Here is a 16,492-nt window from a genome sequence, read left to right on the forward strand (position 1 = left end):
GGGACGTGGATCGGATGATGGCGGTCGTGGCTGCCGAGCAGGCGGCACGGTCCCGTGCCACGGCCCGTGAGGTGGGGCTGGCGCGGCGCCGCGGAGGCGGGGATGAGCGGGCATTGGTGTCGGCGCAGACAGGTGGATCGACGGCGGAGGCCGGACGGCTGATCGAGCTCGGTGAGGCGCTGCGGGACGCCGAGCGTGCCGGTGGCGACAATGCGGCGGCGTCGCGTACGGCTGAGGATCCCAAGCCTGCGGTGGTGTTTCCGGTGGTAGCGGCTGCCGTGAATGCTGGACGGCTCAGCGCGGAGGCCGCGTCGATGATCCTGCGGATGCTGCGCCGCATCAGCGACCGAGTCGAGCCTGAGGCGTTGTCGCGGGCCGAACGGGAGCTGGTGGAGGCGGCCCGGTTCATGCGGATCGAACGCCTGGCGGGTCTGATCACCCGCACCGAGGAACGTCTGGATGCCGCCCATCGTGAAGAGTTGGCGCGTAGCCGTCGTGAACGGCGTTTCCTGCGGATCGGGGAGACCCCGGATGGGATGGTGTTCGTGCGTGGGCAACTCGATCCTGAGAACGGTGCGCCGCTGATCGCGGTGATGCAGGCGATGGTGACCCAGAGCTTCCGGACCCGCACGCAGATGCAGGACGCACGGAAGGCCGGTCACGCGGTCGTGGTCGACGAGCGCACCCCTGAGCAGGTGCGTGCCGATGCGATGGGCGACTTCGCCCGCCACCTCGCCGGTTGCGAGGTGGACGTGCTTCCGCGTTCTGGGGTCACGCTCGTCCTCCGCGCGGAGGTCGAGGACCTTCGCACCGGGCTCGCAGGAGCGTCCGTGGACGGGCTCGCTGCAGGAGTCGACGCCGGGACGTTGCGCAGGATGGCTGCCGCGGCCGGAATACTCCCACAGGTCATGGATGGTCCGTCGGTGGTGCTCGACCACGGTCGTCGCCATCGCCAGTTCACCCACGCCCAGAGGCTCGCGTTGGTCGAGCGCGACGGCGGCTGCGCGATGTGCGGTGCGCCGCCGAGCTGGTGCGATGCTCACCACATCGTTCCCTGGTCGCAAGGCGGCCGGTCGGACATGGACAACGGTGTGTTGCTGTGCGTGCGATGTCACCACGACATCCATCGCGACCACTGGATCATCGATGCCACCACCACCGAGGTGTGGTTCACGCCGCCAGCCACGGTGGACCCTGAACGCCGACGGCGACCCGGCGGCCGCCAACTCTTCGACAGCCTCCCGCCACCCGACGACACCACCACCCCGCCGGCACCGCCGGCGCCGCCGGGACACGACACCGGAGCACGATGCGCCATGACCGCACCCGAACCGGTCGCCGTCGGGCCGGCGCAGCTGCAGGATCTCGTCGATCCCCTCGACGCACCTGTGCCACCGGAGCCACCGGGCTCGCTGACGGTGCGTGGACCGACGTCGGTCACGGAGCGTGAACGAGCATCGACGGCCACGGCTCATCGAGCGGAGCGATACCAGGCCGCGCGGCAGCCGGGCACAGCCCGTCGCGCCGGGGATCCGCGGGACGCGGCCGTCCCAGCGTCGTCGGGCACTCAGGTCCTTGCTGGCGCCACCGCCCGGGTCTGGGCCCGGGGGCGGTGCGCCTCGCCGGTGGAACGCGCGCTGAGCCGCGCCCGTACTCCCGCGCGAGCCGGCTAGCAGCTCGGTGCTCAGTACGCAGCGCTCAGCACGCAGCGCTCGAGGGCAGGCCGCGCCTACTACACCTTGCGCAGGCTCATGGCGCGTTGGGCCTCGCGATCGTCCTGTTTCTGGCGCAGCGTCTGGCGCTTGTCGTACAGCTTCTTGCCGCGGCCGATGCCGATCTCGATCTTGACGCGGCCCTTCACGAAGTACAGCTTGAGCGGGACGATCGTGAAGCCCTTCTCACGGGTCTTGATCATCAGCTCGTCGATCTGGGCGTGATGCAGCAGCAGCTTGCGCTTGCGGCGGGGCGTGTGGTTGGTCCACGTGCCCTGGACGTACTCCGGGATGTGGATGTTCTCGATCCACGCCTCGCCACGGTCGATGTGGATGTAGCCGTCGCCAATGGACGCCCGGCCCATGCGCAGCGCCTTCACCTCGGTGCCCTGCAGCACCATGCCGGCCTCATACGTCTGATCGATGAAGTAGTCGTGACGCGCAGACCTGTTGGTCGCGATCACCTTGATCTCGTCTGCCATCACTCACCTCCTCGACTCACGTGTGGCTGGACACGAGGTACGAGTCTAGGCGATGGCCCGCTGCGGCCGGGTCACGGGAAGGACGGAAGCAGGCTCTCCGGGTCGACCACGTTGCCGTTGACGTACACCTCGAAGTGAAGGTGGCACGCCGTCGAGGACCCGGTGTTGCCCGAGTACCCCACGAGGTCCCCGCGCGCGACTGTCTGCCCGGAGCTCACCGCGAACCGCGACAGGTGGTTGTAGTTGGTGATGAGCGACTTGCCGCCCACATAGCCGTGGTCGATCAGCACCTGGTTGCCGTAGCCCGCCTGCCACGTCGCCCACTGCACGGTGCCGCTGGCGGACGCATAGATGGGCGTGCCGCAATACGCACGCAGGTCCGTTCCGGCGTGCAGGCGCGCGTAGCCGTAGATCGGGTGCACCCGCATCCCGAACGAGGACGTCTTGTACGGCACCTTCGTCGGGAAGGAGAGGTAGCCATCGTTGAGCTTGCCGCCCTGCTGGGCCGCAGCCTCGCGAGCCGCCTTCAGCGCCTCCTCCGAGTCCGCCTTCTTCTGGACGAGGTCGAGCACGCGGTTGCGCAGCTGCTGCTGGAGCCGCTCGTTCTCCTCCTGCTGCGCCAGGAAGGTGGCGCGCTGCGACTCGAGGTACTGGCGCAGCTCCTCCTGCCGGTCGAGCAGCGCCTGGACGTCGTCCTTCTTCTCCTGCGCGATGTCCCGCAGCCCCTCGAGCTCGACCACGAGCGCGTCTGCCTCGATCTTGAGCTCCGCGATGTACTCCCGCACCGCCTCCTGGCGGGTGCCGCGGTTGCGGTTGACCGCCGCGATCTCGTCCAGCTCCGCGAGGGTGTTGGACTGCACGCGCGAGGCGCTCTGCTGCGCGGTGTACTCGTCCACGAACGAGCGCGCATCGGTGGCTCCGAAGACGATGTCGAGACTCGCCGTGGCGTCGTCGCCCTTGTAGGTCTCCCGCGCGATCGCGGCGACCAGGGCCTCGAGATCGGCGGTGCGCTCCTCGTCGGCGGCGATCTGGTCGGAGATGGCCTGGTCCTGCGCCTCGGCCGCCGCCAGCTTGTCCGCGACGATGCCCTGCTGGACCACCGCCGCCTCGACCTTCTGGTTGGCGATCTCGAGCGCCTCCTGAAGCGCCGGCAGCTGCTCGTTGAGGTCTCTGAGCTTGGCATCAGCCTCGACGATCCTCGCGTCGGTGTTCTCGAGCGCATGCGAGAGCTCGTCGGCCCGCCGCTGCGCGGCGTCACGCTCGGCCTGAGTCTGGTCGATCTGGTCCTGATAGCCGTCGATCTCGTCGCCGAGGTCGTCGATGTCGTCGGCGCGCACCGATCCGGGCAGCGATGCGTCGCCGAGCGCGGCCGCGGTGCCCACGGCGTAGCCGCCCATGACAGCGACCACGAGGATCGCTGCCACGATGGCGGCGAGGCGGCGGGTGTGGGTCATGCGCGCGTGTACCTTCCGAGGGTCACGAGCGAGGCGAGCGCCGCCAGCCCCACGGCGATCGCGACCAGCCACGGGGCCACGGTCCAGACGTCCTCACGGCCCACGTAGTCGACCCACGCGATGGAGCCGGTGAGCCAGTCCTCGACCAGGTAGCGCGTGCCGAGCCACAGCCCGCCGATCGCGAGCACCGCGCCGGCCGTCGCCGCGACGGCGCCCTCGAGCATGAAGGGCATCTGGATCAGGCTCTTCGAGGAGCCCACCATCCGCATGATCGTGGTCTCCCGGCGGCGGCTGAGCGCGCTCAGGCGGATCGTGGTGGTGATCAGCAGCACGGCGGCGAGCATCATCACGGCGGCGAGGCCTGCGGCCACGAAGGTCGCGGCGTTGAGGAAGGTGAACAGTTGGTCGAACACCTCGCGCTGGTCCTTGACCTCCTCGACGCCGGCCAGCCCGGAGGTCGCGTCCGCGACCACCTGGAACTGCTCGGGGTCCGCGAGCTTCACGCGGAACACCGGACCCAGGTCCGCGGCGTCCAGCTGCGAGTACACGCCCGTGGAATCGGCGGCCACGATGTTCTCGAACACCTCTTCGCGGGTCTCGTAGTAGACCTCGTCCACGAGGTCGGACACAGAGCCCTCCTCGAGGACGGCGCGGATCTCATCCTCCTGGACCGTCGTGACGGCGCCGCCCGCGCACTGCTCGAAGAGCGAGTTCTCGGGGCACAGGAAGATCGACACCTCGACCTTGCCGTACCAGGCGTCCTTGAGCTGCTGCACCTGCATCTGGGTGAGCGCGGCCGCGCCCACGAAGGTCAGCGACACGAACGTCACCAGCACCACCGACAGCGCCATGGTGGAGTTGCGGCGCAGTCCCGTCCAGACCTCGCCCATGATGAACCTCAGGCGCATCAGACCGTCTCCAGCCCGTACACGCCGCGATCCTGGTCGCGCACCAGATGTCCGCCCTTGAGCTCGATCACGCGCTTGCGCATCTGGTCCACGATCTCGTCGTCGTGCGTGGCCATCAGCACCGTGGTTCCGGTGCGGTTGATGCGGTCCAGCAGGCGCATGATGCCCACGGACGTGCCGGGGTCGAGGTTTCCGGTGGGCTCGTCGCACAGCAGGATGGGTGGGTGGTTGACGAAGGCGCGCGCGATCGCGACGCGCTGCTGCTCGCCACCGGAGAGCTCGTGCGGCAGCCGCCGCTCCTTGCCCGCCAGGCCCACGAGCTCGAGCATCTCGGGGACGTTCTGGTGGATCTCACGCTTGGACTTGCCGATCACCTGCAGCGCGAAGGCCACGTTCTGGTACACGGTCTTGTTGGGCAGCAGCCGGAAGTCCTGGAACACCGCGCCGATCTCGCGGCGCAGGTGGGGCACGCGCCAGCTGGAGAGCCGGTTGAGGTGGCGTCCGGCCACGTACACGTCGCCCGCGGTGGGGCGCTCCTCGCGCAGGATCAGCTTGAGGAAGGTGGACTTGCCGGAGCCGGAGGAGCCCACGAGGAACACGAAGTCGCCACGCTCGATCTCCACCGAGACGTTGTCGAGCGCAGGCCGTGCACCACGGGTGTAGACCTTGCTGACGGTATCGAGTCGAATCATGCTTCCAGGCGCGAGGGGACGGACTCGCGCTCCCTCAGCAGACTAAGAAGGCCCGCACGCCCCATCCCGGAGGCGCGCCGGGGCAACGGTGCGAGATGGGTCACATGCTCGACGCGGGCATCAGAGGAGGCATGCCTCGCCGGCAGAGCCGCGCGGCGAGCGCACCGCCGATGTGCCAGGCGAGTCAGGTGCGGCGGCCCCCCGCGCATCGGCGCTGGGTGCCGCTCCGGGGTGAGGAATCGCCAGGACAGCCGTCCCCGGGGCGACCTACTGGGCGCTCTGAGCCTGCTGCTGACGGCGCCAGCGGATCCCGGCGTCGATGAATCCGTCGAGGTCGCCGTCGAAGACGATCTGCGGGTTGCCCACCTCATGGCCGGTGCGAAGGTCCTTGACGAGCTGCTGGCCGTAGAGGAAGTACGAGCGCATCTGGTCCCCCCAGCTCGCCTTGATGTCGCCCGCGAGCTCCTTCTTCTGCGCGGCCTCCTCCTCCTTCTTGAGCAGGAGCAGCCGTGACTGGAGCACGCGCATCGCCGCGGCGCGGTTCTGGATCTGCGACTTCTCGTCCTGCATCGACACCACGATCCCGGAGGGGAGGTGGGTGATGCGCACCGCGGAGTCCGTGGTGTTGACGGACTGGCCACCGGGACCGGAGGAGCGGAACACGTCGACCTTGATGTCCGTCTCCGGCACCTCGACGTGGTCCGTCGACTCGATGAGCGGGATGACCTCGACCGCCGCGAAGCTGGTCTGGCGCTTGTCCGCGGAGCCGAACGGGCTGATGCGGGCCAGGCGATGCGTCCCGGCCTCGACGGACAGGATGCCGAAGGCGTAGGGCGCGTTGATCTCGAAGGTGGCGGACTTGATGCCGGCGCCCTCGGCGTAGGACGTGTCCAGCACCTTGGTGGCGTAGCCATGACGCTCGGCCCACCTGAGGTACATGCGCAGCAGCATCTCCGCGAAGTCCGTGGCGTCGTCGCCGCCCGCTCCCGAACGGATCGTGACGACCGCGTTGCGTTCGTCCCACTCCCCCGTCATCAGGGTGCGGACCTCCATCGCGGACAGGTCCGTGCGCAGCTTCACGAGCTCCGCATCGGCCTCCGCGAGAGTGTCCGCGTCGTCGCCCTCGACGGCCATCTCGACCAGCACCTCGAGGTCGTCGATCCGGCTGCGGAAGGACGCGAGGCGCTCGAGCTCGCCGTTCGCGACGCTGAGCTGCTGGGTCACGGCCTGCGCGTTGTCCTGGTCATCCCAGAGGTCCGGCGCGGAGGCCTGCTGCTCGAGGTCCTCGACGCGCGCTCGCAGCCGCTCGGGGTCGGATACGGCCTCGATCTGCTCGAAGGTGGCGCGCAGCGCTGCGATCTCGGCCGGAAAGTCAGTATCCACGACAGTCGAGTCTAGCCGTCGGAGCACCACGGGCTCGGCACCCGCCGAGCCTGGGGCGATGCTCGTATGCTCACTCCCATGGCCTCAGCAGACGGTTCCGGCGCGGCGTCCAGCGCGGACGGCGACGGCGCAGCCTCGCAACCCGCAGGCACCCTCGCATCGGCCACGCAGGCCCCGAGCCGCTCCGTGCAGCGCGTGCTGATGGCGCTCACGCTGCCCGCGCTGCTGATCGGCGTGATGACAGGCGTGCTGCTGTGGGCCATCGACGAGCTCGCGGAGGTCCTCGACCATGCGCTCTGGGAGCGCCTCCCCGAATGGATCGGCGTCGCGCCGGATGCCGCATGGTGGATCATCGGCGTGCTCACGGCGACCGGCGCGGCCGTGGGGCTCGTGCTGCGCTACGCGCCCGGTCACGGTGGCCACGATCCCGCGAAGGTCGAGCTCATCGCTCCGCCGCTGCCGCTGTCCGCGCTGCCGGGCGTCGCCCTCGCGCTCATCCTGGGCCTCGCCGGCGGCGTCAGCCTGGGACCGGAGAGCCCCATCATCGCCATCGCGATCGCGATCTCCGTGTGGTTCACGCGACGCTTCGCCAAGCACGTCACCGTCGAGATGGCGCTGATGATGGCGGCTGCCGGAATGCTGGGCGCGATGTTCGGATCTCCCGTGGCGGCCGCCCTGCTGCTCACCGAGGTGGTCGCAGGCGCCAAGCGCGGCGGGCTGCTGTGGGACCGACTGTTCGCGCCCGTCGCAGCGGCGGCTGCAGCCGCGCTGACGGCGGATCTGCTGGGCGTGGCGCTCGACGCCACCGAGGGGCAGGGCTTCGAGCAGGTCACCCTCGTGCAGCTGCTGTGGGGCGCTGTCGCGGCGCTCGCAGCCGCGGCGCTGGGCATCGCGGGAGCGTGGGCCATGCCCCGCCTGTGGCGACTGCTGCGCACCCTCCGCAGCCCCGTGCTCTACGCGACGCTGGGCGGCCTCGTCCTCGGGATCCTGGGAGCGATCGGCGGCCCCATCACGCTCTTCAAGGGAGCGGCGCAGACCAGCCAGCTGGTGCAGACGGCGGACGAGATGTCCACGTGGCACCTCGTTCTGCTCGCCGTGATCAAGACCGTCGCGCTCGTGATCGCGGCGGCGGCGGGCTTCCGAGGCGGCCGGATCTTCCCGGCCGTGTTCATCGGCGCCGCCGCCGGGCTCGTGGTGCAGTCGCTCGTCCCCGACCTGCCGGTGCTGATCGCGGTCGCGTGCGGCGTGCTGGGAGCCGTCCTCGCGATCGGCCGCGACGGCTGGCTCGCGCTGTTCATCGCGGTGGCGGTGTCCGGGGAGATCGAGCTGCTGCCGGCGCTGTGCCTGATCATGCTGCCCGTCTGGCTCATCGTGACCGCGAGCCCCGAGATGCTCGTCCATGACCCCGAGGACGAGGTCGACCCTCACGACGTGAAGGCTGGCTGACTACTCGCCGTCGTCGGCGTTCTCGTCGTGCTGCTCGTCGAGCTCGTCCACCGCGTCGTCGATGGCGTCCTCTGCCTCGTCTGCGGCCTCGCTGACCTCTGCCGTCGCCTCGTCGACCACGTCACCGGCGTCCGCGTCTCCACAGGCGGCGAGGCCCAGGGTCAGCACTCCGGCACCCAGCAGGGCGGCAGCCTTCTTGCGCATGGCGTTCATCTCTGTCTCCTCTGGTCGGTTCACCCATCCCAACCGACGTCCCGCGCCTGGCATTCCATCGCATCGTCCGGGCACCTGCCGCCCGGCCGCCTCGTGCGCACGGACGCGCGAAGGCCCCGGTGCGGTGAGCACCGGGGCCTCGGACGTGCCGGCTGTGTCCGGACCGGCGACGGCGGGCGAGGCGGGCGGCGTGGATCACACGCCCCGCGCGCGCCCTACTTCGCAGCCTTGGAGGCTCGCGACCTCTTGGTGGGAGCGGCGGCCTTCGCGGTGGCGGAGGTGGCCGTGACGGCGCGGTTCTTGATGTCCTGGTACCGCACGCCGTAGTAGGCGGCCTCCATCATCACCTTCATGTCCGCCAGCATGGGCAGGCGCGGGTTGGCGGGGGCGCACTGGTCCTCGTAGGCGTTCATCGCGAGGGTGTCGAGCGACGCGATGAAGTCGCCCTCGTCCACGCCCACCTGCTGGAAGGACCTCTCGATGCCCACCTTGTCCCGCAGCTCCTCGACGGCGGTGGCGTAGGCCTCGACGGCCTCGTCCGGGGTGGAGCACGGCAGGCCCAGCATCTTCGCGATCTCCTGGAAGCGCTCCGGGGCCACGTAGGACTCCTGCTTGGGCCACGAGGTGGGCTTGGTGGGGACCTGGCCGTTGTACCGGATCACGTGCGGCAGGTAGATGGCGTTGGTGCGGCCGTGGGCGACGTGGAACATCGATCCGGTCACGTGGCTCATCGCGTGGACCAGCCCCAGGAAGGCGTTGCCGAACGCCATGCCGGCGATGGTCGCGGCGTTGTGCATCTTCTCGCGGGCCTTCTCAGCGCTGCCACCCACCGTCACCGACTCCTCGATGTTCTCGAACACGAGGCGGATGGCCTGCAGGGCCATGCCGTCGGTGAAGTCGTTGGCGTAGACGGACACGTACGCCTCGGTGGCGTGCGTGAGGGCGTCGAAGCCGGAGTCAGCGGCCACGCGGGCGGGCAGCTGGGCGGTGAGCACCGGGTCCGTGATGGCCACGGTGGGCGTCAGCGCGTAGTCCGCGAGCGGGTACTTGCGGCCGGTCTCCGTGTCCGTGATGACGGCGAACGGGGTGACCTCGGAGCCGGTGCCGGAGGTGGTGGGGATGCACACCAGCTTCGCGAGCTCGCCCAGCTTGGGGAACGTGAAGGCGCGCTTGCGCACGTCGAAGAACTTCTCCTTGAGGTCGGAGAAGTCGACCTCGGGGTGCTCGTACAGCAGCCACATCACCTTGGCGGCGTCCATGGGGGATCCACCGCCCACGGCGATGAGGGTGTCCGGCTTGAACGCCCGCAGCACCTCAGCGCCCTTCTTGACCGTGGTCACGGACGGCTCCGGCTCGACGTCGTCGATGATCTGCACGGAGATGTGGTTGGCGCGGCGGTTCAGCACGTCCAGGACCTTGTCGACGATGCCGATGCGCGTCATGGTCGCGTCCGTGATGATGGTGACGCGCTCGACGCCCTCCATGTCGCGCAGGTACTGGATCGCGTTGGGCTCGAAGTACGTCTTGGACGGCACCTTGAACCACTGCATGTTGTTGTTCCTCCGGCCGATGCGCTTGACGTTGATGAGGTTCACCGCGGTGACGTTGTTGCTCACCGAGTTGTGGCCGTAGGAGCCGCAGCCCAGCGTCAGCGACGGCAGGAACGCGTTGTAGATGTCGCCGATGCCGCCCTGGCTGGAGGGCGAGTTGGTGATCACGCGGATGGCCTTGACGCGGGTGCCGAACTCACGGATGAGCGCCTCGTCGGTCGCGTGGATCGCGGCCGAGTGGCCCAGCCCGTGGAACTCGACCATCTGCTCGGCGTACAGCAGGCCCTGCTCGGTGGAGTCAGCGGTGAGGACCGCGAGCACGGGGCACAGCTTCTCGCGCGTCAGCGGCTCGCTCACGCCCACCTCGGCCACGTCGGCGAGGATGATCGAGGTCTCCTCGGGCACCTCGAAGCCTGCCTGCTGCGCGATCCACTGGGGCGACTTGCCCACGACCGCGGGGTTGAGCTTGGCGCCCGCGCAGTTCTCGCCGTTCGCGGCGACGCCGAAGATGAACTCCTCGAGCTGCTTCTTCTGAGCCGCGTCGACCCGGTAGGCGTGCAGGCGCTCGAACAGCGTGAGCGCCTCCTCGCGGATCGAGGCGTCGAGGATCACGGCCTGCTCGGATGCGCACACCATGCCGTTGTCGAAGGCCTTGGAGATGACGATGTCGTTGACCGCGCGCTTGAGGTTGGCGGACTCGTGGACGTACGCCGGGACGTTGCCGGCGCCCACGCCCAGGGCGGGCTTGCCGCAGCTGTAGGCCGCCTTGACCATCGCGTTGCCGCCAGTGGCGAGGATCAGCGCGATGCCGTCGTGCTTCATGAGCGCGTTGGTGGCCTCGATGGACGGGTTCTCGACCCACTGGATGCAGTGCTCGGGCGCCCCTGCCTTGATCGCGGCGTCGCGCACCACGCGGGCCGCCGCCACGGAGGACCTCTGCGCGCTCGGGTGGAACGCGAACACGATGGGGTTGCGGGTCTTCAGGGCGACCAGCGCCTTGAAGATCGCGGTCGACGTGGGGTTGGTGACGGGGGTCACTCCGCACACGACGCCCACGGGCTCGGCGATCTCGGTGATGCCCAGCAGCGGGTCCTCGTTGATGACGCCCACGGTCTTCATGGGAGCCATCGAGTGGGTGACGTGCTCGCACGCGAAGATGTTCTTGACGGCCTTGTCCTCGAACACGCCGCGACCGGTCTCCTCGACCGCGAGCACGGCGAGGTCGCCGTGCTGGTTCAGGGCGGCCACGGAGGCCTTCTTGACGATGAGGTTGACGTCGTCCTGGGTGAACGCGGAGTACGCGTCGAGCGCCGTGAGGCCGTTGGCGACCAGGCGGTCGATCTCCTCGGCCACGGTGGGGGTGGTCGCTGAGGGGGCGGTGGCGGTCATGTCGAGAACCTTTCCGAGGGAGGGCACCGGGCGCGCCCTGACTACTTCCGACGGTAGGCCCGGCCGATGCCCGTCTCGCGGGGCGTAGGTCCCGGGGACTTCGGTCCCGGTTGGGTGGCGTATCAGCCCGTGAACAGGGCGGATGCCTTGATGACGGTCTGGCTGACGCCGTAGACGAGGCCCGCTCCCACGATCACCCACAGGACGATCGCGAGGGGGTTGCCGGTGCGCCGGGGGGTCTGGTTGCTCATGGGTGTCATCCCTTCGTTCCGGCCAGCGCTGCGGCCGGCTCGTCCTGTGCGTGGTGGCGCTCGTGATCGGGCACGGCGTCGGCGTGCTCGTGCCAGCGGGCGGCGACGGGCCGCACCAGGATGTTGGCGACGAACCCGACGGCGAGGATTCCCACCATCACGAGCAGCGACGGCCGGTAGAGATCCGCACCCTCGAGCCCTTGTCCCTCGAGCGCGTCCAGCACCGAGTTGATGATCAGGGGCCCAGCGACGCCGGCGGCGGACCAGGCCGTCAGCAGGCGACCATGGATCGCGCCCACCTCGAACTCGCCGAACACGTCCTTGAGGTACGCCGGGATGGTCGCGAAGCCGCCCCCGTAGAAGCTGATGATGAGGACCACGAGCGGCACGAACAGCACGATCGACGTGGGTCCGAACAGCGCGACGGCCGTGTAGGCGAGCGCGCCGACGCCCAGGTACATCACGTACGTGAGCTTGCGTCCGATCACGTCGGACAGGCTGGACCAGCCGATGCGCCCTGCCATGTTGGCGAGCGACAGCAGTCCCACGAACCCGGCGGCCGCCGCGGCGGTGATCTGGGGGAAGTAGTCCTCGATCATGGGCTTGGCGTTCTCGAGGATGCCGATGCCCGCGGTGACGTTGGTGAACAGCACGATCCACAGCAGCCAGAACGGCACCGTCTTGATGGCGTTGCGCGCGCTGACCTGGCCGCCGGAGGACAGCCGTGTGCGGTGCTGCGCGGGCTCCCAGCCCTCGGGAAGCCAGCCCTTGGGGGGAACGCGCACCACGGCCGCGCCCAGCAGCATCAAGGAGAAGTACAGGGCTCCGAGTGTCAGGAAGGCGGGCACCAGGGCCTCGGCCTCGGTGTCCGCGTACGCACCCAGCAGGAACTGCGACAGCGGCGCGGCCAGCATGGCGCCGCCGCCGAACCCCATGATCGCCAGCCCCGTCGCCAGGCCGGGCCGGTCCGGGAACCACTTGATGAGCGTCGACACGGGCGAGATGTATCCCAGTCCCAGGCCGATGCCGCCCAGCACTCCGTAGCCCAGGTAGACCAGCCACAGCTGGCCCACCGAGATGCCCAGGGAGGCGAGCGCGAAGCCTCCTCCCCACGCGAAGGCCGCCACCACCATGGTGGCGCGCGGACCGGTGCGCTCCATCCACCGGCCCCCGAAGGCCGCGGACAGGCCGAGCATCACGATCCCGATGGAGAAGATCATGCCGATCTGGGTGTGCGACGCGTCGAAGCGCTCGATGAGGGCGTCCTTGAAGACGCTGAACGCGTAGACCTGGCCGATGCTCAGGTGGACCGCCAGCGCGGCCGGCGGGACCAGCCATCGGTTGTATCCGGCCGGCGCGACCGTTCGTTCTCGTGACAAGAGGGACATCGTTGTTCTCCATTCGGGACGCGTCTCGCGTGTTCCCACCATCGTGGTGCGCCCGCTGGCCCTCGCGGCGGGACCAAGGGCCCATCGACCTGCCCGGTCCAGGACAGGCGCCCGCCACGCGGAACCTCGCCTCGCGACGGACCTCGCGACGGACCTCGCGACGGAACTCTCCGCTCGGCCAGGATGGTCGCGTTCCTGACGGTCGAGAGGACCGGCGCTGGCGGCGCCGCGTCGAGCGGCGCGCGCGGATGATCCGTGACGGCGAACGGCTCACCGTCAGCCCCGAGGCGAGTGGGAGCCGTCGAGGAGCGACCGCAGCGCCTGCCCGCTACGCCGCCTCCCCGCATCGGTCCTTCAGTAGACGGCGAGCCCCGCGCGAGCGAACTGCCGGCGCACTCGCGCCACCAGCTGGGGGCTGGGCGGCTCGGTGTCCTCGAGGGCGTACGGCTCGTTCAGGGCCCGCCACTTCTCGCGCCCCATCTGATGGAACGGCAGCACCTCGACGCGCTCCAGCGAGGACAGCGACCGCGCGTACTCGACCACCTTCTGGATGGACTGCTCATCGTCAGTGAGCCCCGGCACCAGCACGTAGCGCATCCAGATCGGGATGCCCTGCGCGCTGAGCCGCTCACCGAAGTCGAGGGTGGGCTGCAGCGGCCGGCCGGTGACCTTGCGGTACGTCTCCGGGTCGCCGGACTTCACGTCCAGCAGCACCAGGTCCGTGTTCGCCAGCAGCCTGTTGGAGGCGCGCGCCCCCAGGAAGCCGGAGGTGTCGAGCGCGGTGTGGACGCCCATCCGCTTGCACTCCTCGAAGATGGCCTCCACGAACGGGGCCTGCAGCAGCGGCTCCCCGCCGGAGAGGGTGACCCCGCCACCCGTGGTGCGCAGCACGTGGGCGTATCGCTCGATGCGCCTGGCGACCTGCTCGACGCTCTGGCGCTCTCCCCTGCGCATCTGCCACGTGTCCGGGTTCTGGCAGTACAGGCAGCGCAGGGGGCAGCCGGCCAGGAAGTAGGTGAGACGGGTGCCCGGGCCGTCGACCGCGGTGACGAGCTCCCAGGAGTGGATGGACCCGGTCTCACCTGGGTTGCGCAGGCTGGCACGCAGCTCCTGGTCCGCGCAGTCGATGTCGGGGGTGGCGCCCGGGGACGTGGCAGTGGGGACTGACATGATCGCCGCCTCCTACAGGCTGCCGTGGAACGTGCGGGACAGGACGTCGAGCTGCTGCTCCCTGGTGAGCCGCACGAAGTTCACGGCGTATCCGGAGACCCGGATGGTCAGCTGGGGGTAGTTCTCGGGGTGCTCCATGGCGTCCTCGAGCGTCTCGCGGTTCAGCACGTTGACGTTCATGTGGAAGCCGTGGGAGACGGTGTACGCGTCCAGCACTCCCACGAGGTTGCGCACCTGCTCCGCCTTGTCGCGGCCCAGCCCTGCTGGCACCACCGTGGTGGTCAGCGAGATGCCGTCCTGAGCGTCCTCGTACGGCAGCTTGGCGACGGACAGGGCCGAGGCGACGATGCCGTGTCGGTCACGCCCGTTCATGGGGTTCGCTCCCGGCGCGAACGGCTCGCCCGAGCGGCGGCCGTCGGGCGTGTGGCCCGTGTGCTTGCCGTAGACGACGTTCGAGGTGATGGTCAGCACGGACTGCGTGTGCTTTGCGCCCCGATAGGTGGGCTGGGCGCGCACCTTGTCCATGAACCGGTGCACCAGCTCGACCGCGATGTCGTCCACACGGTCGTCGTCATTGCCGAAGGTCGGGTACTCGCCCTCCACCTCGTAGTCCACGGCCAGTCCCGTCTCGTCGCGCACAGGGCGGACGGTGGCGAACCTGATCGCGCTGAGCGAGTCCGCGGCGACCGACAGTCCGGCGATGCCGCACGCCATGGTGCGCAGGATCTCCTTGTCGTGAAGCGCCATCTCGAGGCGCTCGTATGCGTACTTGTCGTGCATGTAGTGGATGCAGTTGAGGGCGTCCACGTAGGTCTCGGCCAGCCAGTCCAGCAGCCGGTCGTAGGCGGCGAGCGTCTCGTCGTAGTCGAGCACCTCCGCCGTGAGAGGCGTGCTGACGGGTGCGACCTGCGCTCCGGAGAGCTCGTCGCGGCCGCCGTTGATCGCATACAGCAGCGCCTTCGCGAGGTTGACGCGGGCGCCGAAGAACTGCATCTGCTTGCCGACCGCCATCGCGGACACGCAGCAGGCGATCGCCGCATCGTCGCCGCACTGGGAGCGGATCAGCTCGTCCGACTCGTACTGGATCGACGAGGTGTCGATCGACACCTGCGCACAGAACTCCTTGAAGCCCTGCGGGAGGCCCTCCGACCAGAGCACCGTGAGGTTGGGCTCGGGCGCCGCGCCCAGGTTGTACAGGGTCTGCAGGAAGCGGAACGAGGTGCGGGTCACGAGCGGACGCCCGTCGTCCCCGATGCCGCCGATGGACTCGGTCACCCAGGTGGGGTCGCCGGAGAACAGCGCGTCGTACTCGGGCGTCCGCAGGAAGCGGACGATGCGCAGCTTGATGACGAAGTCGTCGATGATCTCCTGCGCCTGCTCCTCCGTGATCTCCCCTGCGGCGAGGTCGCGTGCGGCGTAGATGTCCAGGAACGTCGACGTGCGGCCCAGGGACATCGCGGCGCCGTTCTGCTCCTTGACCGCTCCCAGGTACGCGAAGTAGAGCCACTGGACCGCCTCGCGGAAGGTCGCGGCGGGACCAGAGATGTCGTGGCCGTAGCTGGCCGCCATCGCCTTGAGCTCCTGGAGGGCGCGGATCTGCTCGGCGGTCTCCTCGCGGTCGCGGATCACGTCCTCCGTGGAGCGCTCCATGTCGAGCAGCGCGCGCTCAGCCTTCTTGGCGGCGATGAGCGCGTCCACCCCGTACAGGGCCACGCGGCGGTAGTCGCCGATGATCCGTCCGCGGCCATACGCGTCCGGCAGTCCGGTGACGATGTGGGAGCGGCGCGCGGCGCGCACGTTCGGCGGGTACACGTCGAACACGCCGGCGTTGTGGGTCTTGCGGTAGTCAGTGAAGGTCTTCTCGAGCTGCGGGTCCACGGGATAGCCGTAGGTCTCCAGGGCGTTCGCGACCATGCGCCAGCCCCCGAACGGCATGATCGCGCGCTTGAGTGGCGCGTCAGTCTGCAGGCCCACGATCACGTCCTCGCCCTCACGGACGTATCCGGGCGCGTGCGACGTGATGGACGAGGGCGTGGTGGCGTCGATGTCGTAGACGCCCTCGGCGCGCTCCTGCGGGAACAGCGCCGTGATCGACTCCCAGGCGCGGATGGTGCGCTCGGTGGGCCCGGCGAGGAACGACGCGTCGCCCTCGTACGGCTGGTAGTTGGTCTGGATGAAGCCGCGGACGTCGATCGCGTCCGCCCACGGGCCGCGCGAGAAGCCACGCCACTCGCTCGCGTGAGCGGCCTGGTCCGCGGTGTCTCCTGCGGCCTGTGCGGTGGTGTCGGTGACGGTCATGATGGGGCTCCTCCCGGTAGGGCTTGAGGCGGCGATGCCGCTCGGGTGGAGCGGTCACCGTCGATACTGCGACCGTACGTCCGCCACCATGGCCGGTTCCGGGACCTTCGGCCCTCGCCCGTTCTGGCACACTGGACGCGCTGTTCCGTAACGTTT

At 69.4% G+C, this 16,492-nt stretch carries 13 protein-coding genes; 2 read left to right on the forward strand and 11 right to left on the reverse strand.

From position 1 onward, the window contains the following. The first annotated feature begins 17 nt into the window (after window positions 1-17). Window positions 18-1,673, forward strand: coding sequence for an HNH endonuclease (locus Dac01nite_RS01185; RefSeq protein ID WP_239066506.1), 1,656 nt, complete (start codon window positions 18-20; stop codon window positions 1,671-1,673). Between the two features lie 59 nt (window positions 1,674-1,732). Here Dac01nite_RS01185 and smpB read toward each other — a convergent pair whose 3' ends face one another. The 5 genes from smpB to prfB all read right to left on the reverse strand — a co-directional run bounded on the left by smpB (window position 1,733) and on the right by prfB (window position 6,631). Beyond that, window positions 1,733-2,194, reverse strand: a complete 462-nt coding sequence (gene smpB, locus Dac01nite_RS01190) for an SsrA-binding protein SmpB (RefSeq protein WP_203652953.1) — start codon at window positions 2,192-2,194, stop codon at window positions 1,733-1,735. Between the two features lie 71 nt (window positions 2,195-2,265). Continuing rightward, a complete protein-coding gene (locus Dac01nite_RS01195; protein WP_203652954.1) occupies window positions 2,266-3,648 on the reverse strand; it encodes a M23 family metallopeptidase in 1,383 nt (460 codons plus the stop codon). Continuing rightward, a complete protein-coding gene (gene ftsX, locus Dac01nite_RS01200) occupies window positions 3,645-4,556 on the reverse strand; it encodes a permease-like cell division protein FtsX (RefSeq protein ID WP_203652955.1) in 912 nt (303 codons plus the stop codon). Before ftsX ends, Dac01nite_RS01195 begins: the two co-directional genes overlap by 4 nt. Continuing rightward, window positions 4,556-5,248: a cell division ATP-binding protein FtsE gene (ftsE, locus tag Dac01nite_RS01205; RefSeq protein ID WP_203652956.1), complete on the reverse strand. Its 693-nt coding sequence runs from the start codon at window positions 5,246-5,248 to the stop codon at window positions 4,556-4,558. The genes ftsX and ftsE overlap by 1 nt, the downstream gene beginning before the upstream one ends. A gap of 267 nt (window positions 5,249-5,515) precedes the next feature. Beyond that, window positions 5,516-6,631, reverse strand: coding sequence for a peptide chain release factor 2 (prfB, locus tag Dac01nite_RS01210; protein WP_203652957.1), 1,116 nt, complete (start codon window positions 6,629-6,631; stop codon window positions 5,516-5,518). Window positions 6,632-6,709: 78 nt separating this feature from the next. Here prfB and Dac01nite_RS01215 point away from each other — a divergent pair, with 78 nt between their 5' ends. Next, window positions 6,710-8,077, forward strand: a complete 1,368-nt coding sequence (locus Dac01nite_RS01215; protein ID WP_239066441.1) for an ion channel protein — start codon at window positions 6,710-6,712, stop codon at window positions 8,075-8,077. Here Dac01nite_RS01215 and Dac01nite_RS01220 read toward each other — a convergent pair whose 3' ends face one another. From Dac01nite_RS01220 to pflB, 6 genes are all read right to left on the reverse strand, one after another. Continuing rightward, window positions 8,078-8,290, reverse strand: coding sequence for a hypothetical protein (locus Dac01nite_RS01220; RefSeq protein ID WP_203652958.1), 213 nt, complete (start codon window positions 8,288-8,290; stop codon window positions 8,078-8,080). It lies immediately after the preceding gene. A 215-nt stretch (window positions 8,291-8,505) separates the two neighbouring features. Then, window positions 8,506-11,229 (reverse strand): bifunctional acetaldehyde-CoA/alcohol dehydrogenase, encoded by a 2,724-nt coding sequence (gene adhE, locus Dac01nite_RS01225; protein ID WP_203652959.1) that lies wholly within the window; start codon window positions 11,227-11,229, stop codon window positions 8,506-8,508. 122 nt (window positions 11,230-11,351) lie between these two features. Next, a complete protein-coding gene (locus Dac01nite_RS12145) occupies window positions 11,352-11,480 on the reverse strand; it encodes an MFS transporter small subunit (protein ID WP_275404499.1) in 129 nt (42 codons plus the stop codon). A 5-nt stretch (window positions 11,481-11,485) separates the two neighbouring features. Further along, the gene (locus tag Dac01nite_RS01230) at window positions 11,486-12,868 is read right to left on the reverse strand and encodes an L-lactate MFS transporter (protein ID WP_203652960.1); all 1,383 of its coding nucleotides are present in this window, start codon (window positions 12,866-12,868) and stop codon (window positions 11,486-11,488) included. Window positions 12,869-13,222: 354 nt separating this feature from the next. After that, the gene (gene pflA / locus Dac01nite_RS01235; protein ID WP_203652961.1) at window positions 13,223-14,038 is read right to left on the reverse strand and encodes a pyruvate formate-lyase-activating protein; all 816 of its coding nucleotides are present in this window, start codon (window positions 14,036-14,038) and stop codon (window positions 13,223-13,225) included. A 12-nt stretch (window positions 14,039-14,050) separates the two neighbouring features. Then, entirely contained in the window at window positions 14,051-16,336 is a 2,286-nt protein-coding gene (gene pflB, locus Dac01nite_RS01240; RefSeq protein WP_203652962.1) for a formate C-acetyltransferase, read from the reverse strand. Between the last annotated feature and the right edge of the window lie 156 nt (window positions 16,337-16,492).

It is taken from the genome of Demequina activiva (assembly GCF_016862815.1).
GTDB lineage: Bacteria > Actinomycetota > Actinomycetes > Actinomycetales > Demequinaceae > Demequina > Demequina activiva.